The organism is Paenibacillus sp. Soil750 (assembly GCF_001428045.1).
GTDB lineage: Bacteria > Bacillota > Bacilli > Paenibacillales > NBRC-103111 > Paenibacillus_E > Paenibacillus_E allorhizoplanae.
Genome location: NZ_LMSD01000009.1, coordinates 78455 through 99682 on the forward strand (window position 1 = coordinate 78455; position 21228 = coordinate 99682).

General features: G+C 45.5%; 18 protein-coding genes. 16 read left to right on the forward strand and 2 right to left on the reverse strand.

What is annotated here, in order from left to right; genetic code table 11:
- The first annotated feature begins 30 nt into the window (after positions 1 to 30).
- The 6 genes from ASL11_RS09940 to ASL11_RS09965 all read left to right on the forward strand — a co-directional run bounded on the left by ASL11_RS09940 (position 31) and on the right by ASL11_RS09965 (position 6652).
- Entirely contained in the window at positions 31 to 948 is a 918-nt protein-coding gene (locus tag ASL11_RS09940) for a dihydrodipicolinate synthase family protein (protein WP_056613049.1), read from the forward strand.
- Positions 949 to 966: 18 nt separating this feature from the next.
- Positions 967 to 1650, forward strand: a complete 684-nt coding sequence (locus tag ASL11_RS09945; RefSeq protein WP_056613051.1) for an N-acetylmannosamine-6-phosphate 2-epimerase — start codon at positions 967 to 969, stop codon at positions 1648 to 1650.
- 11 nt (positions 1651 to 1661) lie between these two features.
- Positions 1662 to 2618, forward strand: a complete 957-nt coding sequence (locus ASL11_RS09950) for an ROK family protein (RefSeq protein WP_056613052.1) — start codon at positions 1662 to 1664, stop codon at positions 2616 to 2618.
- A gap of 185 nt (positions 2619 to 2803) precedes the next feature.
- Positions 2804 to 3085, forward strand: coding sequence for a sialidase family protein (locus ASL11_RS09955; RefSeq protein ID WP_056613055.1), 282 nt, complete (start codon positions 2804 to 2806; stop codon positions 3083 to 3085).
- A gap of 157 nt (positions 3086 to 3242) precedes the next feature.
- Positions 3243 to 4064 carry a helix-turn-helix domain-containing protein gene (locus ASL11_RS09960; RefSeq protein ID WP_056613056.1) on the forward strand — a complete coding sequence of 274 codons (822 nt, stop codon included), beginning with the start codon at positions 3243 to 3245 and terminating at the stop codon, positions 4062 to 4064.
- A gap of 299 nt (positions 4065 to 4363) precedes the next feature.
- Positions 4364 to 6652, forward strand: a complete 2289-nt coding sequence (locus ASL11_RS09965) for a copper amine oxidase (protein ID WP_056613058.1) — start codon at positions 4364 to 4366, stop codon at positions 6650 to 6652.
- A gap of 291 nt (positions 6653 to 6943) precedes the next feature.
- Here ASL11_RS09965 and ASL11_RS09970 read toward each other — a convergent pair whose 3' ends face one another.
- Positions 6944 to 7744: an AraC family transcriptional regulator gene (locus ASL11_RS09970; RefSeq protein WP_056613060.1), complete on the reverse strand. Its 801-nt coding sequence runs from the start codon at positions 7742 to 7744 to the stop codon at positions 6944 to 6946.
- Positions 7745 to 7911: 167 nt separating this feature from the next.
- Between ASL11_RS09970 and ASL11_RS09975 the strand changes: the two genes are divergently transcribed.
- The 6 genes from ASL11_RS09975 to ASL11_RS10000 all read left to right on the forward strand — a co-directional run bounded on the left by ASL11_RS09975 (position 7912) and on the right by ASL11_RS10000 (position 13481).
- Positions 7912 to 8676, forward strand: a complete 765-nt coding sequence (locus ASL11_RS09975; RefSeq protein WP_056613062.1) for a phytanoyl-CoA dioxygenase family protein — start codon at positions 7912 to 7914, stop codon at positions 8674 to 8676.
- A gap of 138 nt (positions 8677 to 8814) precedes the next feature.
- The gene (locus ASL11_RS09980) at positions 8815 to 9864 is read left to right on the forward strand and encodes an ABC transporter ATP-binding protein (protein ID WP_056613064.1); all 1050 of its coding nucleotides are present in this window, start codon (positions 8815 to 8817) and stop codon (positions 9862 to 9864) included.
- A complete protein-coding gene (locus tag ASL11_RS09985; RefSeq protein ID WP_056613066.1) occupies positions 9861 to 10670 on the forward strand; it encodes an ABC transporter permease in 810 nt (269 codons plus the stop codon). Before ASL11_RS09980 ends, ASL11_RS09985 begins: the two co-directional genes overlap by 4 nt.
- A 4-nt stretch (positions 10671 to 10674) precedes the next feature.
- The gene (locus tag ASL11_RS09990; protein ID WP_056613068.1) at positions 10675 to 11664 is read left to right on the forward strand and encodes an ABC transporter permease; all 990 of its coding nucleotides are present in this window, start codon (positions 10675 to 10677) and stop codon (positions 11662 to 11664) included.
- A 289-nt stretch (positions 11665 to 11953) separates the two neighbouring features.
- A complete protein-coding gene (locus ASL11_RS09995; protein WP_056613070.1) occupies positions 11954 to 12682 on the forward strand; it encodes a hypothetical protein in 729 nt (242 codons plus the stop codon).
- Positions 12648 to 13481, forward strand: coding sequence for a hypothetical protein (locus ASL11_RS10000; protein ID WP_056613072.1), 834 nt, complete (start codon positions 12648 to 12650; stop codon positions 13479 to 13481). Before ASL11_RS09995 ends, ASL11_RS10000 begins: the two co-directional genes overlap by 35 nt.
- 98 nt (positions 13482 to 13579) lie before the next feature.
- Here the strand turns inward: ASL11_RS10000 and ASL11_RS10005 are convergent, their stop codons facing one another.
- Positions 13580 to 15091, reverse strand: coding sequence for a sulfatase family protein (locus ASL11_RS10005; protein WP_056613074.1), 1512 nt, complete (start codon positions 15089 to 15091; stop codon positions 13580 to 13582).
- A 155-nt stretch (positions 15092 to 15246) separates the two neighbouring features.
- On the opposite strand from ASL11_RS10005, the gene ASL11_RS10010 reads away from it, so the two are divergent.
- From ASL11_RS10010 to ASL11_RS10025, 4 genes are all read left to right on the forward strand, one after another.
- Positions 15247 to 16089: an AraC family transcriptional regulator gene (locus ASL11_RS10010; protein ID WP_056613076.1), complete on the forward strand. Its 843-nt coding sequence runs from the start codon at positions 15247 to 15249 to the stop codon at positions 16087 to 16089.
- Positions 16090 to 16236: 147 nt separating this feature from the next.
- Entirely contained in the window at positions 16237 to 17985 is a 1749-nt protein-coding gene (locus ASL11_RS10015) for a sensor histidine kinase (protein ID WP_056613078.1), read from the forward strand.
- 3 nt (positions 17986 to 17988) lie between these two features.
- Complete coding sequence (locus ASL11_RS10020; protein ID WP_056613080.1) at positions 17989 to 19551, forward strand: response regulator transcription factor; 1563 nt, start codon at positions 17989 to 17991, stop codon at positions 19549 to 19551.
- Positions 19552 to 19647: 96 nt separating this feature from the next.
- A complete protein-coding gene (locus ASL11_RS10025; protein WP_056613082.1) occupies positions 19648 to 20982 on the forward strand; it encodes an ABC transporter substrate-binding protein in 1335 nt (444 codons plus the stop codon).
- Positions 20983 to 21228 lie beyond the last annotated feature (246 nt).

The window sequence follows — 21228 nt, forward strand, 5'->3', positions numbered from 1 at the left end:
AAACAGTCAAACAATCGGAGGAAAACATACATGAAACCTTATGATTTGGAACCATTTCGCGGTATTATTATCGCTTTATATGCAAGTTACGATGAGCAGGGAGAAATGAATACTGACGCTGTGCGTCGCTTAGCTCGCTATTACGCTACGTCAGGTGTGAAAGGACTTTATGTTGGCGGCAGTTCAGGTGAGGGTATGCTGCAAACCGTTGAAGAACGTAAACTGATCCTTGCGGCCGTGATGGAAGAAGTCGGCAACGAGCTGACGATCATTGCCCATGTAGGAGCAGCTGCCACGCGAGATAGTGTCGAGCTTGCCAAGCATGCGGCGGAAGTTGGGGCGCATGCGGTATCAGCGGTTCCTGCGATTTATTATCGCCTATCACCAGATAGTGTAGAGGGGCATTGGCAGGCAATTATCGATGCGACATCACTGCCTTTCATCATTTATCACATTCCTCAGACTACAGGCTTTCATTTATCAAAAAGTCTATTAATGAAAATGGCTGCACAGGACAAGGTTATCGGAGTGAAAATCTCGGCTGAAAGTACCTTTGAGCTGCAGCAATTCAAAGCGGCAGGAGGCAGTGAGTTCCTCGTATTCAACGGACCTGATGAGCAGTATTTAGCGGGACGCAGTATTGGCGCAGACGGAGGAATTGGAGGAACTTATGGGGTAATGCCGGAGCTGTTCCTCAAAATTGAACAATGCTATGTGGCAGGGAAGATGCGCGAAGCACAGGAGTGGCAGTTCAAGGTGAACGAACTCATTACCCAATTACTCTCATTCCCATCTTTGTATGGGGCTTGCAAAGCGATTCTAAAGCTGCGTGGTTACGATATTGGAGAGCCGAGAATGCCGTTATTACCTTGCACTTCGGGGGATCGAGGGCGAATCGAAGAGTTGAATGCACGAATTATGACACTGGTTGAGTTAGCAAAGGCATAATTGGGGGGAGTGTCACGGATGGAACGTAGAGAAATATTTCCAGTGAGTGGTTTGATCGTCTCCTGTCAGGCATTGGAACATGAGCCTCTTCATGGTGGCGATACGATGGCGAAAATGGCGAGAGCAGCTGTCCAGTCGGGTGCCATTGGCATTCGCACGAACGGGGTTCACGATATTTTGATGATAAAAAAAGAAGTAGACGTACCTGTGATTGGGCTTATCAAAAGAGATATGCCTGGGTCCAGTGTGTTTATTACTCCAACTTTGGACGAAGTAAAAGCCATCGTAATGGCTGGTGCGGACATCGTTGCGCTTGATGTTACGAATCGGGAAGGCCGATTGGAAGCCGTAAAGCCCCTAATCGCTTGGGCTCACGAAATGGGAGCCGCTGTTATGGCTGATATTTCAACCTTGGAAGAAGGGTTAGCAGCAGAATCCCTTGGTGTTGATTTCATCGGGACGACACTTGCCGGATACACACCGTACAGTACACAGCAAGAAGGGCCGGATTTCGAATTGCTTGAACAGCTATGTGCGAAAGTTAGCGTACCTGTTGTAGCAGAAGGCCGGATCTGGACACCGGAGGAAGCGGCGAAAGCGATGGCTTGCGGCGCCGCTTATGTCGTGGTTGGGAGTGCGATCACGCGACCGCAGCTCATTACGGAGCGTTATGTGAAGGCATTATTCACTCAGCGTGCATAGGGGGGAGACGGGTGGTCGTGTATACGTATGACCCCTTAGCAAATTACGTAATTGGTGTTGATGTTGGAGGTACCAAGATCAACGCTGGTCTCGTAAATGCACAAGGTGAAGTTTTGTTTATGGTTAGTTTGCCGACGATGGCGGGCGAAGCAAGGACAGTGGAACGCATTGAGCAAGTCATTCGCGAGTTAATCGCGGAGTGTGAAGGAGTAATGCCGAGCCTATGCTTAAAAGGGATTGGTGTTGGAAGTGCAGGGCAAATCGATTGGGCGAACGGCTCGATTCGCTCAGCATCTGAGCTGATTCCCGGTTATGCGGGAACGGCACTTAAAGACATTCTTCAGGAACGCTTTCAGCTGCCTGTCATCATCGATAACGATGTAAATGTGCTGGCTCTGACAGAGAAACACTTGGGAGCAGGACAAGGTGTGGAACATTTTCTATGCCTTGCACTAGGGACTGGTGTTGGCGGTGCACTCGTTGTGGATGGCCGTCTGGTCCACGGCGCATGGGGCGGTGGCGGTGAACTAGGCCACATATCGGTTGATTTCGGTGGTATCCCTTGTGTATGCGGTGGGATTGGATGTTTGGAGCAATATGCCTCAGGGACTTCGATTGCGAGGCGTATGCGCGAGAAGCTTGACCACATGGGTATAGTTGAGGAAACCGTGGATACACGGGAGGTGTTTGCTAGATGGCATGCGGGGGATCTGGCGGCGAATGAGCTTATGCAGGAAACCGTGGCTGCGCTAGGAACGGCCATTGCTTCCTTAATTCATATGTGTAATCCCTCGTTAATCGTGATCGGTGGCGGGGTAGCTGAAGCAGGCGATCTCTTGTTTGCGGAGCTAAGGAAAGAAGTAGCACGCAGGACGATGCCTTCGATGCTGGAAGGTGTTCGCATTGAGCCAGCGTATCGAGGGAATTGGAGCGGTATGATTGGCGCAGCACTGCAATGGTGGGAATGAACGTCATGGAAGAACGAGTATAGATGAGAAGTCAGCCTCTGTTTTATCGTATAACGCGATAGAGCGGAGGTTTTTACGTATTTTAGGATGAATATCGTGAAGGATGGTCAAAAAAGAGCCCCTGAAAGTCAAGTTCGAGGGATTATCAAGGAAGAAAAGTCGCTCTATGATAGAGCTATACCACCTTGATTGACCCCATCGTAGCAGGAGGTATACAGCGGTATGATGCTTCTACGATTTTGTTTACAAACCCAGCGAACACGAGTACACGTACCAATATGACGATTCGGATGAGCAATGACGATGCGTCCACTTGGTATAAATCCAAAGAAATTTATGCTGGAACGAATGGTTACTCGGATATTGGTGTTGCACCGGATAAAACCATATTCGTCTTGTACGAGAAGCCTGCGGGCAGCAAAATCGCGTTAGCGCGCATGAGTAAAGCGTGGATTGAAGCGCCATAAGCTTATTATAGGGAGCCTTGCATGTCATGCGGGGCTCCCTTTCTGTTTTTGTATGTAACTTAACATCACTTTTAATGTTATATATATTGACAAATGAGAATGGACTCCTTAATATAATGCTTTAATAAGCATCACAAATTGAAGAGGTGAGCAGGCGATGAATGAGTTCGTGACGGATACAACCAATGCTTATATCCCTTTGCAGCCTGAGATGGCCTGGCAAACTGCTGCTTATCAAGAATATAAAGCGCGTGGTGATGCGCATCATATCCCAGCTTTATATTATCAATTTCGGTCCAAAGGTGTTGGGTCACCTGATTTCGTCGCTATTCCAGACGGTCATGTAGATATGTTATTTACCTGTGATGCTAGCCAGCCTAATATTCAAGTATACGGTTCTGTCCTTTCCAAACGCACGATCACGCTAAAAAGCGATACGAACTATTTTGGTGTTCGATTTCTCTCCCTTCATGTAACAGGCAGCTCGAAGATTGATATGAAGGATTTAATTAGTCAATCTTGCCCTTTATCGGATTTTATCAAGTTGAATACGAAGAGTGTTGAGCCTATTCTTACAGCTGCAACATTCACAGAAAAGATACGCTTGTTCCAGGAAATACTCGGTGAAGTCTTAACTACTCAGCAGGATTCACGGTTGGTGCGCTTTGCCCTCAATCGGATGATTATGGCAAAAGGGAATATGAGTGTAAAGGATTTGGCGGCTGAAACTGCTTATTCGGAGCGGTATCTTCGTAAGCAATTTGAGCATTTTGTTGGCTTATCTCCCAAAGTATTTAGCCAAATTACGAGATTCCAGCATGCGCTGAACGGATTGATTACCGCTCCACAAGCCTCTGCGATTTGGGACAGCATTTCAGAGCACGCTTATTACTATGATCAAGCTCATTTCATTAATGAGTTCAAGAAGTTTTATCAAGAAACACCGCATGCCTGGATGAAGCGTTGTTTGCAGGAGTAAAGGAGCGAGGGCCATATCGTTGGTCCTTTTTTGTCTCCATTTGTAGTAAATAATCCAGCAACATCCAACTACTCACCGAACCCAACGCACATCAATTCTCCATCACCGTACTAAAACAATTCCCAACTCCTCTGAAATCCCAGACTCTCCATCACGTCAACTGCTCCCAGTAAATATTTCCCGCTTAATGTTAACTAACCTAACACAATGGCCGATTTTTCCAATATTTCTGTACACTCTTCTAGTATACTAACCACATCGAGATGAACTTCACTCCACAACAGAAGGGGAATACACGAATGAAAATGAGGAATTCTTTGAAAAAAAGCATAATAGTTGGCACGGTGCTAACAATGGCGATCACGCCATTCCTGCCATTTGGTTCGCAACAAGCTTATGCACATGGTGGCAGCTTTGAAGATGAATACATGGCCTTACGACCAACGCTTGAGGAATTTGGTGCTGCGGTGTATTGGGATGAAACGTCGAAGACGATTCAAGTCGTGAAGGATGGCAAAGTGGCTCAGCTTCAGTTGAATAGTGCCGATGCAAAAGTGAATGGGACGCTGAGGACACTTGCTGGGCCTGTGGTGATGAAGAATGGGATCACATACGTGTATCATGATTTTATTAATGCTATTTTCCAATCTGACGTAGTGCCAAGTGTTCAAATTTCAAAGGATTCGAACCCACTTAATCCGCTAACCGCTCAAGAGATAGAGAAAGCTGTCAGCATTGTAAAAGGATCTGAAGGTTACAAAGAGACGATTCTCTTTACGGAAATCTCGTTGAAGCCGCCGGCGAAAAGCGATGTGTGGAGCTATGTCTTAGCAGGTGAAAGAAATAAGCTTCTACCTCGAGTAGCTGAATTCGTAGCGCTGGACGGTAAATATGTCATCGAAGGGGAAGTGAATCTTGCGGATGGAAAGCTGACCAAATGGGAAACCAAGGAAGGCGCACAAGGTATGGTTACACTGGACGATATGATTACGGTACAGAGCGTCATTGAAGTGGATGCTGCCTATGCTGAAGCAATTGCGAAGCGAGGTATTTCGGATATTAAGAAAGTGGTGACCACTCCTTTGACGGTTGGTTATTTTGGCGGTGAGGATGATCTGGTTGAGGATGCGCGTCTCTTGAAGGTTGTTTCCTATTTGGATACAGGGGATGGAAACTTCTGGGCACACCCCATTGAAGACCTAGTAGCTGTTGTCGATTTGGAAAAGAAACAAATTATTAAAATTGAAGATAACGGGGTCATCCCAGTTCCGATGCAAGCGAACCCTTATGATGGTCGTAATTTTGCTGACAAGCTAGCCCAGAAGCCTCTTACGATTGATGAATCAGCGGGTAAAAATTACAATTTAACGGGCAATATGATCTCCTGGGGGAATTGGGATTTCCATTTGAGATTGGATAGTCGTGTGGGGCCAATTCTTTCGACAATGACGTATAACGATCAAGGAGAAAAGCGTAAAATCATGTACGAAGGCTCACTCGGTGGCATGGTCGTACCTTATGGCGATCCGGATATCGGCTGGTATTTCAAGACGTATTTTGATTCCGGGGAGTATGGCATGGGGACGCTGACGTCTTCTCTTGTAAAAGGAAAGGACGTACCTAACAATGCGGTGTTGCTAGATGCGGTTACTGCAGACACGCAAGGGAATCCGCGTACGATCCCGAATGCAATGGCTGTGTTCGAACAATATGCAGGTCCCGAGTATCGCCATGATACGATGTCGGCGCAAGGAACTGATAGCAAAGAGCGTAGAGAATTAGTCGTTCGTTGGATTTCGACGGTGGGGAATTATGATTATATTTTCGATTGGGTGCTGCAACCGAACGGTACGATCAAAATCGATGTGGGTGCTTCCGGAATTGAAGCGGTCAAAGGTGTCGTAACCACCAATATGCACGATGCGTCGGCGACTGAGGATACGAAATATGGCACATTGCTTGATAAAAATATCGTAGGCACAACACATCAGCATATTTATAATTTTAGACTCGATATGGATGTGGATGGGGAAAATAACTCTTTAACGGAAATTGATCCGAAAGTCGCTGAGAATATGGATGGTGGACCTCGTAAAAGTGTCATGATCACCGAGCACAAAACCGTTAAAACCGAACAAGAAGCTACGCAGAAATTCGATCCATCTACGATTCGAATTCTAAGTAATCCGAATAAGGAAAACAAAGTAGGTAACCCGGTCTCTTATCAAATTATTCCTTTTGCTGGTGGAACACATCCAATTGCGAAGGGAGCGCTATTCAGTGCTGACGACTGGCTATTCAAACGTGCAGGCTTTATGGATAAGCAAATTTGGGTGACGACTTACAATCCGGATGAGCGTTATCCAGAAGGCAAGTACCCGAATCGCACCGCGAAGGATACAGGTTTAGGTGAATTTACAGCAGACAATGCTTCAATCGAGAACACAGATGACGTGGTTTGGATCACGACAGGCGCTACCCATGTGGCTCGTGCGGAAGAATGGCCGATTATGCCAACGGAATGGGTACACGCGATGTTGAAGCCGTGGAATTTCTTCGATAATACGCCAACCATGAATTTGCCATAAATGATGTTGGGCACGTCACTCGGTGTTTAACTGGAAAACCTCCATCTATTTTCACTCGAAAAGCCTGATATTGCTGAAAGGATGGAAAAAGTACAGCTAAAATACCCACGATCGGCTGTTTCAGCCAAATCAGGCAATATTAGCTGCACAAAATCCATCTAATTGATCGGATTTGCAAAAACGGGGAGAATTAGCTGTAGTTTTTACAGTTAGATGTGTGCCTGGAGGTTCTCGGCGGCACCGTGACCGTTGCGGCTAGACAAAGAAGCTGATCATAGATCAGCTTCTTTGTCATTTCCCTCGCCAGTTCCCATGCCGGTAATCGGAAGGTGTAGTGCCTGTTGTGCTTTTGAACACGCGAGCAAAATGAAACGAGTTCTTGAACCCGCAGCGCATGGCGATTTCGCCAATGGCTAAGCCAGTTTGCGTTAGTAACTCGTTTGCCCGCAAAATGCGATAATTCCATACGAATTTGATCGGCGTGATGCCCTCGTGTTTACGAAACAAGCGAACCAGATGCTCAGGAGACAACCCGACTTCATCAGCAATGCCTTCCAGCGAGAGATGATCATGGAATTGTTGCTCGATATATTGCTTTGCGTGTAGAACCGAAGGGTGCGTATGCTGCATATGATTGCTAGTCGATTCCGCAATAAATAACTGAATAGCCGCTAGTCCCAGACTGCAGAGGGTTTCCGAGGCCGCATCGTAGCGTAATCTTAAGGAAATCAGGATGTCCGTTAAGCGATTCATCTCTTCACTTATGACTTGTGTATGAGGCAATTGCTCCAATTGGTTGCGTTGCTGCTCCGTAAGTTCACCAACATGAACGGCTATCCAGCGATGCCAAGTTTCTTGCTCTCTCGCGAACAAGAACTGTTCTTGATGTCCTGGTTTCAGGAGAATCACTTGCCCAGGCTGTATCGCATGGGGGACCTCATCAATATACACGGTCATTGCGCCAGTATGCAGCAAGACTAGCTGCAGATCCGCTTGAATACGGGGGCCGAATCGACTGCCCGCTGGGTAGACAACAGTTCCGCCAACGGCAGCTCGTACTTTGGGGATGTTAATAATGGATTCTGATGTCATGAGCGAGATCCTTTTCAATGGTTTAATGAAAGAGATTAATATTGTTCACTGCCATTTGAATATCAATTACAGATATATAATCGTCAATCACAGCCATGTTCGGAATGGGAGTGCGACTGTATGCTAAGTATATAGCTCGAGCTTATATTTTGAAAGGGGAAAGGGATATGCAAAGTCAAGTTAAGGATCGTTTAGCACCGTTAGGGGAAAAAGAGTTGGCATTTTTTCATGAGCATGGGTACTACTTATTGAAAAAAGGGTGCAGTGCAGATCTTGTAGATGCCTTTAATGGACACATTCACAGTATACGTTCAGCAGATGAGATAGCCGAATGGGCGCTCCCCAAAAAGGGCAATCAGCAAGTAACAGATAAGGACCGGTTCTCGGTGCGATTATTTAATCCGCATAAGCATGACGGCTTCTCACGACAACTCATGAAGCTCCCTGTCGTGCGAGGTGCGCTTGCTCAAATGATGGGCGACGAAGCCGTTTGTGTGCAAAGTATGTACTTCTATAAAGAGCCAGGCTCGCCAGGGCAAGCGCCACATCAGGACTACTACTACATTAAGGATGACCCGAAGTCCATGATTGCTGCTTGGATTGCTTTGGAGGAAGTCGTTGATGAAGAGAATGGCTGTTTATGGGTAATCCCAGGTACACATAAATTAGGGTTGCTCCCGCATGGGAAAGTAACGAATCTCGAAGAGCATGAAAGCTGGACGGATGAAACTGAAGGTGTAGATTTGAGTCGAGAGATTCCAGTTATTATGGAAAAAGGGGACATTTTATTTTTCCATGAGCTGCTCATTCATTCCTCCTACAAAAATCGCAGCAAGGATCGCTGGCGCCGTTCGTATGTGTGTCATTATATTCGGAATGATTCCACGGTCTTGTTCCGGGAAGATCTACGAGTGAAATATCCGTTATACTAGGCGTTGTAACATAGCTCGTCATCTCAGGATGAGGGGCTATGTTTTTTTATGCTGCGAAAAAGTAGTTACCATCATTTGGAACACTGGTATAATGAATGAGATTCAGATCGGACTATCGCAACCAAAGGGGAGAGCGCTTTGTCGTTAATTGAGGTTAAGCATTTAAGGAAAACATTTGAGACCGATGTGAGACGAACGGGGCGATTTGCCACAATTCGGAGCTTGATCAAGCCCGAGAAGCGAGAGATGGTCGCGGTGGAGGATATTTCTTTTTCCATTGAAAAAGGGGAGAGTGTTGCCTATTTGGGACCTAATGGTGCAGGCAAATCGACAACGATCAAAATGCTGACAGGAATCCTGGAGCCGAGCGGCGGAAGTATTGAGGTGGCAGGCTTGATCCCGCATAAAAGCAGGAAGATGAGTTCCTATCAGATTGGTGTCGTATTCGGACAACGAAGTCAGCTGCTGTTTGATTTGCCTGTGAAGGATTCGTATGATTTATTACGGTATATGTATAGCATCTCTTGGGAGCAATATCATAGAAATTTACGTGAATTTGCAGAGGTTCTGGAAGTTGAGCATTTACTCAATCGTCCGGTGAGAACGCTTTCTCTTGGTCAGCGGATGCGTTGTGAAATCCTGGCTTCCTTGCTCCACGAGCCGGATATCCTCTTTCTGGATGAGCCTACCATTGGGCTAGATGTTGTGGCGAAGGAGCGAATCCGTGCATTTATCGAGAAGATCAATCGGGAAAAAGGCGTGACGCTGCTGCTGACAACACATGACATGCATGATATCGAACGGTTGTGTCACCGGACGATGATTATTGATAAGGGGCGCCTCATTTATGATGGCAGTTTGCAGCATATTCGCGATCATTATGCGACTGAGCGTCAAATTAAAGCGACCTTCGAGGATACAAAGCTCGCCGAAGCGGCTGCTTCACTATTCATTGGCTTCAATGTGCACACGTTGGTTGAAGAGCGGATGCTTAAAATTTCCTATGATCAGCATCACATTGATACGTCCACATTACTTAAGCATCTGTTAGAGCACACACAGCCGCGTGATCTGACCATGCAGGATGAAAACATCGACGCCTTAATTTCTCGGATTTATCGGGAAGGTATTTCAGGCTCGCCGCAGGAGCCACAGCATGAGTTGGAAGGTGTGGTAGTTAGCTCATGAATACCCTTCAACGACTAGGCGGAATGTCTCGCATTGCGGTTCGCCAACGCATGCAGTTTCGATTTGATTTTATGATGACACTCGTGTCAACGCTCATGTTCTGTGTGCTTTACTACATGCTCTGGAAAGCGATTTATATGTATGGCAGCGGGCAGGTGTTGCCTTGGGAGCAATTAATAACCTATGTCATGGTAGGTCAAACGATTAACTTTGCTCGCTGGTCACCAGCAGAACGTGCTCCCACCTATGCCATGGCGTTACGTGTTCGTTCCGGGGACATAGCGCTGGATTTGATCCGACCGGTGGACTTCCAAGTACAACGATTTGTAGAAGCCGCAGGCTTTTTTGCCGTGGAAATGTTGTGGGTGAATATTCCCGCGCTTCTGCTGCTGATCTTCGGGCTCGGCATTCAATCACCACCAAACTTGGCTGCTGGAGCGGCCTTTCTTTTAAGTCTTATTATCGGTTTCTTGGTAGCGTTCAGTATTAACTCGATTATTATGATGATTTCGTTCATGACGACGAATACGTTCGGGGTACAGTTGGCAAAGCGAGCGATGATGGATATTTTCGCAGGAACGTTGATCCCATTCGATTTCTTCCCAAGCAGCTTACAAATCGTACTGACCTATTTACCTTTTCAAGCAATGGCCTATATTCCACTATCGATATATACAGGTAAGTTGACGGGTGTAGATATGGGTGTCGCGCTATTGGAGCAGCTTGCGTGGGCGCTTGTTATGATTGTTATTAGTCGATTGTTGTGGATGAAAGCAGAGAAGCGACTAGCGATTAACGGGGGGTGAGAGGATGTTGGCACCAAAGAGAAGCTTCATGCAGCAGGTAGCGTATCTGATAGGGATGTATGGTCATTTTCTAAAAGTGTATGTCAAAACGTTGGTAGAATATCGCGCGGATACGATCATTGCGGTCATTGCGGGGATCGTTGCGCAGGGAAGTATGCTGATTTTCTTAACGGTCATTTTCAAACGCATTCCGATGTTGGCAGGTTGGGACTACAATGAGTTGGTCTTCATGTTCGGACTGGCCGCCACGGGTCGAGCACTGAATCAAACATTTTTCAATGCGCCTTTCATGCTAACAGGCAACATTCGGAATGGACGGATGGATATGATGATGGTGCGGCCTGTAGGCGTACTTTTTCAAACCATTGGCTACTCCCAAGAGTTGAATGGCGTCGGCCAATTAATTACTGGCATGGCAATTATGGGCTATGCGGCGTCTCATTTGGAGATGAGTTGGACGTTCTTGAGCGTACTATATGTAGTCATTGCTTTATTGTGCAGCGCTCTTATTCAATTCTCGATTCTACTAACGATTAGTGTATTAACGTTCTGGTTTCAGGAGATACGATCTCTCATTTATCCAATAACGTGGCTATATGATTTCACAAGGTATCCTATGCAAATCTTTCATCCCATTCTACGTGGATTGTTAACTTACGTCATCCCGTACTCATTGGCCAGCTTCTATCCAGCGGCGTATTTATTGCGACCAGAGCAATACGGCTGGGCCGCTTGGGGCGTTCCAGCCGTAACGATGGTGGTCGTAATGGGGTCTTATTTTTATATGGTCACAGGGGTTAAGGCGTTATTCGAGTGTTGCGGGATAAATGGTTCGTTGCGACTGCAGTCGATATACATGGGATACACACCTTCCTGTATGGGAGGAGCGACCTTAATGGTAACAGGAGGTATCACTGCGGTTAGAGGCTCTTGTAAGTTGGAAGCCGTCTGTCTGAGGCGCTTACTCTTCTCGAAGACATCAATGACGAGATAGTACATAATACATAGCACGATAAAACCCAATCCGCAGATTTGTAAGTTTTGCATCCTAGTACGCCTCCTATGAATCATTTTTCATAGATTAACGCATTTCAAATGCGATGTCGCTCGAAAGTCGGTGTCGTTTTCTGACATATTGTCAAAAGGCTTCAAAAGGCTCCTAAATGTATTCCATTATCTTGACATTATCAGTGAGAACCATTATCATTCGTTGTAGAGGACTAAATGAAAATGATTATCAATTGGTGACGAGAGTGAACGGCATCATGAGGGGGCTAGTCGATATGGAACATAGCGAGAATGGTATTGGCGTCGGGAACTTGCAGGTTATTGCGGATTTTCAATTAGAGCGATGGCTGCATACCCTTACTCATGAAGACAGTGAGACAGATTCGCAGGAGTTGAATTGGCAGCAGCTTACTCAATTCGCAGCGTATCACGCGATCAACGCATGGTATTCATTACCACCTGCTGTTCGGACACAACATATGTTAAAGAATGAATTCGAGAAAAAGTGGACGAATAAAACGCAAAAATTCGGGACGGATATATTTTATAGTGAGGTTAAACATCGCGTCAGGGATCAGTTGTATCACATTCTGACGAATAAAAGTCGGATCGAGTGGCCGCTCCTTTTATTCGAAAGCATGGATGTATGGATTGATGAGCTGGATTTGGGATTATCCATGATCGTTCAAGTGATGGAATCTTCAGAAGAATCCATTGTGATTCATAAATTTGTCATGGAAGACAGTGCGGCTTCGCTTGCCCTGTTTACACATATGTCGGTTGTTTTTTGCAATAAGGCTTTTGGAGAGAAACCTGTGCAGCTGCAAGTCGTCAATCTGATGAGCGGCAAGCAGCACCGCATCGAGACGAACCATTTCACAATGGATCAATCGCTCGATTATCTCCGACTTGTGAAAGATGTGTATTTGGAAAGTCGCAGGTGTACCTGCTGCAGAGAGGACGGACTTCATGGAAATAAATTCGACTTGGCAATCCACCAATGACTTGCTGTCCCTAAAGTTTACTACGTTGACCGCATCCCGAGACGGGGTATTGTATGCGGGAACGGAAGGACATGGTGTGGTTCAGTTCTCACCGTTACGTTCCTGGGAAAGCGCATCGGAAGGGTTGCCAGCGCAGGTTCATGTCTACCGTTTAGACTGGGTGGAGTCGCAGCTATTCGCTTCTACGAGCCACGGATTGTATCATTTAGAGGATGAGATATGGCTCCAAACGAGTGTCACCGATCCCTGTTATGCGGCGATTGGCTGGGGTGATCGATTTGTTCTCACGGAGAACGGCTTGCTCTGTGGAAGTGATAATGAATGGCTGCCGCTGGCCTACCGTGGGAAGAAAACCTATGATTTGCTAGTTACACCTCATTTTATATTCCTGGGCTACGAGGATGGCGTTGCCTTTTACGATTTATTTACTGGCGAATGGTGCAGTATGCCACTCCATCAAGCGGTGACTAGTTTAGCCGTATTCAACACGATGCTGGTCGGGACGACAGAACGTGGGGGTTTGATCGTGGGCAATAAGAATGGCGGATTCAATCAACATCGATTCGGTGAGATGTTCTTGAATCGCTTAGTCACGCATCGGGGGGAAGTCTACGTATGTGCCAATACGGGGCTGTATAAGCTGAGCGAGATCAGAGGCAACATTATACTGCACGCGTTAAATGCGCAAGCCGAGGTGACGGATCTACTGATTTGGCGTGATATGATGGTCATATCGACGCGTGATTCAGGTATTAAATATAAACATGCCGATAAGACGGGTTTTCAAACGGTTTTGTAAGACATAGAAGCTCCCAGCGATTTATTCGCGGGAGCTTTTTTCAATTGGTTGTAAGAGAGGAGAAGGGACTAAAGAGGAGATCGTGCTGTAAAGCCTAACTAAGCATGCCAAATCCTTGGCATGGCTATCGGTTCTTTCCCCAGTTCCGCCCAAATATAGGACAGTAACAGGCGAGCTTTCAAATCTTTATAATCGGACTCATCCCATAAATTACGAATCTCACCTGGATCCTCTTGGAGGTCAAAGAGTTCACCATAGGTTTGATTATAGTAGACGGTTAGCTTATATCGATCATCTACATACGTTTTCTGATGAATGGTTGTCTTCTCGTGACGGAATTCGCAAATTGCATGGTCGCGCGCGCGTTCTGATTGACCTGTCCACACGCTGCTTTGGTCGACACCCGTCATGAAGCATGGGACCGGGAGGCCAGCCATGGATAGAAAAGTAGGTGCGAGATCGACGAGAGATTGGATTGCAGTCGACGTTTTACCCGCTGGAACTTGACCTGGATAGCGGACGATGAAAGGGAGCTTAATCAAATCTTCATAATGGAAGCCACCTTTGTATTGTAGACCATGCTGCCCGAAGAAATGACCATGATCCGTGGTAAATACAACGATCGTATTCTCGGCAAGCCCAAGCTCGTCCAACCGATCCAAGATACGGCCAATGTGTGCATCCATGCAGCTGATCATCCCGTAATAGGTGGCCACGAGTTGCTTGCGTTCACTCTCCGGCAGGTGGGAATGGGAGGAATAGCCATGAATGCCATAGCCGCTTTCTTTCAGATAAGAGAAGTCGGGATTCTCTTCTTGTGTCAGCTGAAAATGTGGTGGATTCTTCTCGTGCTCGCCAGGTGTGACGGTTGGGATGGTCAACTTCTCTGGATCATACATCGTGTCCCATGGCGAAGGGACTAAATAGTCGGGATGCGGATCGAAGAAGCTCGACCACAGGAAGAAGCCATCATCGGACTCCTTGTATTGTTCAAGCAGCGCATTCGTTCTTTCTGCAATCCACGTATTATAGTGGAACTCCTCCGGAATAGCCCAATGATGCAGCTGATTAGGGTCCATGGTTCCAGTTGGAGCTAAGAAATAATCACGCCAGTTCGTGAGCCCTTTCTCCTCCATCCATAGCGCATAATGTTGTCCCACATGAGCTTCATTCGTATGATTACGTGCTAATTCAACATGGTCAAAGCCATAGAAAGGTTGGTCAAATGCTTTCCAATAATCCAGGTCCTGCAGGATTGGATAAGCTTCTAGTGAGGGATATTCCTCTGTACTTTTGAGCGGTTGGAAATGTGCTTTACCGATCAATGCTGTGCGATAATCCGCTTTCTTGAAATCTTCACCTACGGTATGTCGATCTTCCAAAAGCTTCGTGCCGAGCGTCCATGCACCATGTTGGCTAGGATATTGTCCAGTTATAATGGAAGATCTAGTCGGTGTACATGTCGGATTGGGGCAATAAGCCCTTGTAAAAGTCGTTCCTTCATGAACGAGTCGATCTAAGTTAGGCGTAGATAGCTCTGGATTAAAAGCGCCAATCGTGTTCCAATGCTGCTGATCACTTGTGATGAGTAGAATATTCGGTTTCTTCAAGGGGATCTTCCGCCTTTCTTTTTCTTCTTACATACTAGGTTTAGTATAGAAATACGAGGGAGAAAATAACATGATAGAATGTTAGGAAGTTGTCATTATGTCTACTTCTTTGTAAAATTAGGTATTGAGTAACATGGGCGTATAGGAGGCAAGAGATGCAAGAATATGAGATGGAATTCGCCGATGTTTGGTTCGCTATTTCCCACCCCTTTCAAACAACAAGCGGCTGTTGGATTGTACGGGCGGGGCAGAATATCGCCAAGTCCACGTATCACATAGGACCCAAAGTGATTGAGCAGACGAGCTTTCATTGGATAATGCAAGGCAAAGTAAGGGTGACTTCACTTGACCATACAGTTGAATTAAGCGAAGGGGATTTATTTTGCTTATTTCCCGGACGTCCTTATGTGTACGAAACGATGCAAACGGAAGACAGTACTCCGCCGTTGAAAATGATTTGGTTAGCTATGGAAGGCAATCAATTGCCGTTATTAACAGCGGAGTTTGGCCTAACGCCACATAAGTATTGGTTACATGACATGGTGAATAACGAAGTTGGAGAAGCACTGCGAAGCGTGATAGGTGTCATTTCGGGGGCGAAGAAAAATATGTTTCTCGAGCAGCGGACACTCAGTGATCTTTTTTATAAAATGAACCTGCAAGCGAACCGTTCAGCCTCCAATGCGAAAGAAAATTGGCTCGCACAGGTGAAGGATTTCTTCGATTTGCACTATACAGAGCATATACGTGTCGAGGATGCCGCCCACCATTTTGGCTACCATCGGTCACATGTGTATGCTGCATTCCTGAAGAAGTATGGCACTTCACCACAGCGTTACTTAGCCACCAAGCGTTTGGAGAAGGGCGCCGAACTGCTCAAAACCACGTCGTTATCGGTAACAGAAATCGCCTATTCGTTGGGGTATTCCGAATTATATGCCTTCACACGGGCATTTACGACGTATATGGGGGTCTCACCACGCAGTTATCGGGGGTAATGCTCCACAATTAATAATAAGACCGTGTTTCCTTGGTATCCAAGGGATGCGGTCTATTTCACTATTGATTTTTGACAGTTGAACGTTGACCATTATCTTTCAGAATGCCATAATCGATGATAAAACGAAATAGGGAGTCGGCCAATTATGGGATTACGTTCAGTCCTTGATATGTATCGGCATATGAAGATCAAAAATAAGTTGTCGATTTTGATCACGATGATTATCGCGGTATCTTTGGCATTTACAATTTTGATCCAGCAATATGTGTTTTCGATCTACGATGGGCAAATTTATGATAAATCTTCACGCGTGCTCAATTTATCGTCTACCGCGATCGAAACGGAGCTTAAGCGATTGCAACAGCTCTCTTATCGGATTCTGGCCGAAGAGCAAGTTCAAGAATGGTTGACTTCACTCAAAAAAAATCCTTCCGATTATGATCGACTCATCATTAGTCAATACTTGGTAGATCGACTTATCAGCTATTCCGGAGAAGAACCCTATTTATATTCCATTCAAATTATGGATGCCAAAGGAAATGAGCATGAGGGCGGCAACATTCTAAGAATGGACGCTGAACGGAAAAGGCACATCTTGAATGTGGCTGCGGAAGGCAATGGGGAAAATCGTTGGATATACCCGGACAGCAATGATTCTGCCTTGATTGCAACGCGGGAAATTCGCTCCTTTCACAAAACGAACTTTGATTTGGACTATTTAGGGACGCTTGTCATTCGAATCAATATTGAGAAGCTTGTACGTGATATCGCGCCTGAAGATGGCGATGTTATGATTGTTTCCGATGAGCATGTGATCTTTCCTAGTGAACCTTCCTTTGATTTGGGTCGAATTACGAAGCCTGTGAATGCTAGTAAAGGTTATGAAATTCAGAAGATTAACGGCGAAGAATATTTCATTGCCCAAATCCAGTCACTGAATACAAGTTGGACTTACTTGAACATCACGCCATTTAATCAAATCTTTGATCGTATCATCTTCATCAAGGAAATGGTTGTTTTCGTCTTTATTGCGATATTCGTAGTCGTGATCTTGTTAGGCATACGATTCTCGTACAGTTTAACTAGGCCGATCGACGAACTGATGGTGCGGATGAAGCTGGCGGAGAAAGGGAACTTCGAAGAGGCGAATTTATTTCCGCCAGGCGGGCAGGTAGCCATGAATGAAATTGGGCTCTTACAGCGAAGCTTCCGATTCATGATTGAACGGATCAATACGTTAATTCAGGAGAATTATGCGAATCGACTTCTGATTAAAGAAACGGAATTTAAAGCACTGCAGTCCCAAATAAACCCGCATTTTCTGTACAACACGTTAGAATCGATTAATTGGATGGCCAAAGTAAATCGACAATCCAAAATCTCCGAGATGGTGGAAGCGCTGGCTTATTTACTTCGCCACTCTGTCGATTTAAAGGAACCCATCATTACACTCGGTGAGGAAATAGATATCGTTCGCAGCTATGTGACGATTCAGAAAATTCGATTCGAAGAACGATTGGTGTTTAGGTTGGATGTGCCTGAAGAATTAATGAGTCGGGCTATTCCCAAGCTGACCCTCCAGCCGCTAATGGAGAATGCTATTCATTATGCGCTAGAGTCAATCATTGAACCTTGTGAGATTACAATTCGAGGCTGGAGTACAGAAGATGGCATCTTCCTTGCTGTTGATGATACGGGACCAGGAATCCCCAATGGACTTATTGAAAGACTGCGTAGTGGTGAAGTGACGACGAAGGGGAAAGGTATCGGACTCCTGAATATTGATGATCGGATTAAGCTTGCTTTTGGCGAAGCGTACGGAATTCGAGTGGATGAGTCAGCCAAACAGGGAGCTTCTATCATTTTAAGTTTACCTAAAGGACAGGAGGAATAAGGAATGTATAACGTATTGTTAGTTGATGATGAGCGTATTATCCTGGATGGCATCTCACGTATGGTGGATTGGTCTTCCTTACAAACGGAACTTATGGGGACTGCGCGTAATGGTGTAGAAGCTTTTGAAATTATACAGAGACAGGCGCCTGATATTATCATAAGTGATATTCGTATGCCTGGGATGGATGGGCTTGAGCTGGTGGCGCGTGTGCATGAGGCGTATCCGCATATTCGCTTCGTGCTGCTATCGGGTTTTGGTGAATTTGACTATGCGAGCAGAGCGATGCAGTATGGCGTTAAGCATTATTTACTCAAGCCAACGAATGAAGGGAAGATCGGGGAAGCGCTGAAGGAAATCGTAGCAGAGCTAGAACAGGAGACAAGTAAAGAGTCGTTCGTTCGGAATATGAAGGCGGAGCTTGAGAAAGTGATGCCGCATGTGAAAGAACAATTCCTCAAGGAGTTTGTGACGAATAAGACGTATGGTAAAGTGGATTGGGACTATTTCCGAAGCTTATTTAAGCTTGACTTTGATTACCAAATTCGACTTCTCTTGTTTCAGCTGGAAGAGGGATTTGAGTTTGAACTATTGTTCGCCATCAAGAATATTGCTCAGGAAATTCTAGTTAGTCCTCTCCTTAGTACGACCATTGGGAATCATGTCTTAATTCTACTGGAAGAATCAGATCACATCGATCAGCTTCATGAGCGGATCTATCATATTCGAGATACTTTTCAAAGTTATTATAAAAGGGATGTCACGATCGCACTAAGTGAACCTAGCCACATAACACAAGCTAGAACGCTGTATAGGCAATGTCTTCATTTGTTGAATTATCGCTTTTATTTGGGAGAGGGCAGTCTCATTACCCGCAAGGATACCGAAGGCTCCCAAGAAGCTTCGCCGAAGGAGCTGGGTTGGGATGAGGAACGTCTCAATATGTCGGTGAGATCCGGTCATCGTGAGGAAGCGGAAGCAGCTTTACGTTCTTTTATTGGGGGCTTAAAAGAAGCTCAGCTTGATATTGATGTAACAAAATCATATGTCATTCAGCAATTTGTATCACTAGTTCGACAGTGCGCACCAGAAGAAATGAATCATTATTTCACCCAAATTCCCTTAATTGTTGAAATGAACACACTGCAAACGATTCAAACGTTTATGGAGAATGTTGTTATTACCATGACGGAACGATTTTATGGACTTAACAAAGTGAAGCACAGTGCAATTGTTCAAAAGGTTATTGATGTAATCACTTCTCAGCTAGGAAACTCAGAGCTCAGTTTGAACTGGGTAGCGCATGAAATGCTGTATATGAATGCAGACTATCTCGGGAAACTATTCAAGAAGGAAACTGGCGAGAAATTTTCCAATTATGTCATGAAAGCTAGAATAAATCGCGCCACCGAGTTGATCGCCGAGGATGCGGATATCAAAATTTTCGAACTCGCTGAACGTCTTGGTTTCGGAGACAATCCACAATACTTTAGTCAAGTATTCAAAAAATATCGAGGTTCAACCCCATCGGAATACATGAAATCGACAGACACCTCTGCATTTTAAACAAATAGGTCTGTATTTTGGATTAACGTTTGCTCCTTCCAGCGGCATAATACGAGTAGAAAGAAAACGATTACAACTTTGGGGAGGAAATGACAGATGAAAAAAGTCATGTTTACAGTAATCTCAGCCGCACTACTACTTGCAGGTTGCGGAACAAGTGGTTCTAGCGGATCAACAAGTACACCGAGCACAGGCACAAGCCCAGCAGCAAGTTCAGCACCAACGACGGGTGCCAAAGCAGATCCAGTTACTTTGCGCGTTTCTTGGTGGGGCGGACAAGCACGCCATGACTATACATTGAAAGTAATTGAATTGTATCAGCAAAAGCATCCGAATGTGAAAATCGAATCGGAGTATGCCGCATTCGACGACTATTGGAAGAAGCTTGCACCACAAGCTGCAGCTAACGGATTGCCAGATGTCTTTCAAATGGACGTTTCCTACCTTACACAATATGGCACTAGAGGGCAATTGGAAGATTTGACACCATTTACAACAAGCGGTGTGCTGAATGTGAAAGACATTGCAGAAAACAGTATTTCCGGTGGTAAAATTGACGGTAAACTGGTTGCTATGAACGCAGGATCCAATGCCCTAGGCGGTACGTTCGATCCGCAAATGTTGAAAGACAATGGGATTACGATTAAGGAAGATTTGACATTTGGTGACTTGGATGCAATCGGCGCGACGCTGAAAGCCAAAGGTAAGCTGCTCGCCGGTGATCTTCGTCATGATGTGTACTTCCCGTTCTATCTGAGAAGCGTTGGTCAAAAGCTATACGCGGCAGATGGCGCAAGTCTTGGCTATTCCGATGATAAAGCTTTTGTTGACTACTACACGATGTACAAAAAATGGTATGACTCCGGTTACTTGCTGCCGCTAGATAAGTTAGCGCAGAAAAAAGGAACGGCGGAAGACGATGAAATGGTACTAGGCAATGCGGCTGCAACATTCGCTTGGTCTAACCAGTTTATTGGCTTCAATACAGCTGCGAAGCGTTCGCTGGATATCATGAAAACACCAAGCTGGGGTCAAAACAAAGCATTATTCTTGAAACCAAGTATGTTCTGGTCTGTGTCCAAAAGCTCTAAGAATAAAGAAGAAGCAGCCAAATTCGTTGACTTCTTGATCAATGATATCGATGCGAACAAAATCATCATGGGCGAGCGTGGTGTACCGGTTTCCTCCAAAGTTAAAGAAGCTTTGATGCCGCTATTGACGCCGGAACAAAAGAAAGTATTTGAGTACGTAGCTTGGGCAGAGAAAAACGCTTCTCCAATGGATCCGCCAAGCCCAATTGGCTCCGTTGAAGTAGAAAAATTGCTTAAAGATACGGCTGAACAAATCATGTACAAAAAGTTAACAGTTGAAGAAGGCGCAGCGAAATTCCGTAAGGACGCGAACGCAATCTTGGCTAAAAACAAAAAATAAGCTTGGACTGAAGCCTCCGCATGATTATCGTGCGGAGGCTTTTTCATCGTTCAGTCGAGATCGTCAGCTTTAGTGATCAATCGAAAGTAGAAGCCTACGTAACACCCGAGCCTGCCGCGCCCCACGATAGAAATGACCTTCCAATAGGACCATGAAACCGCTATTATCACTCTGTTATTTATACAAACAGAACGGTTTTTTGCCTTCTGGCAGCGAATCAACTCTTTTATAATAAAGGTAGAGAAG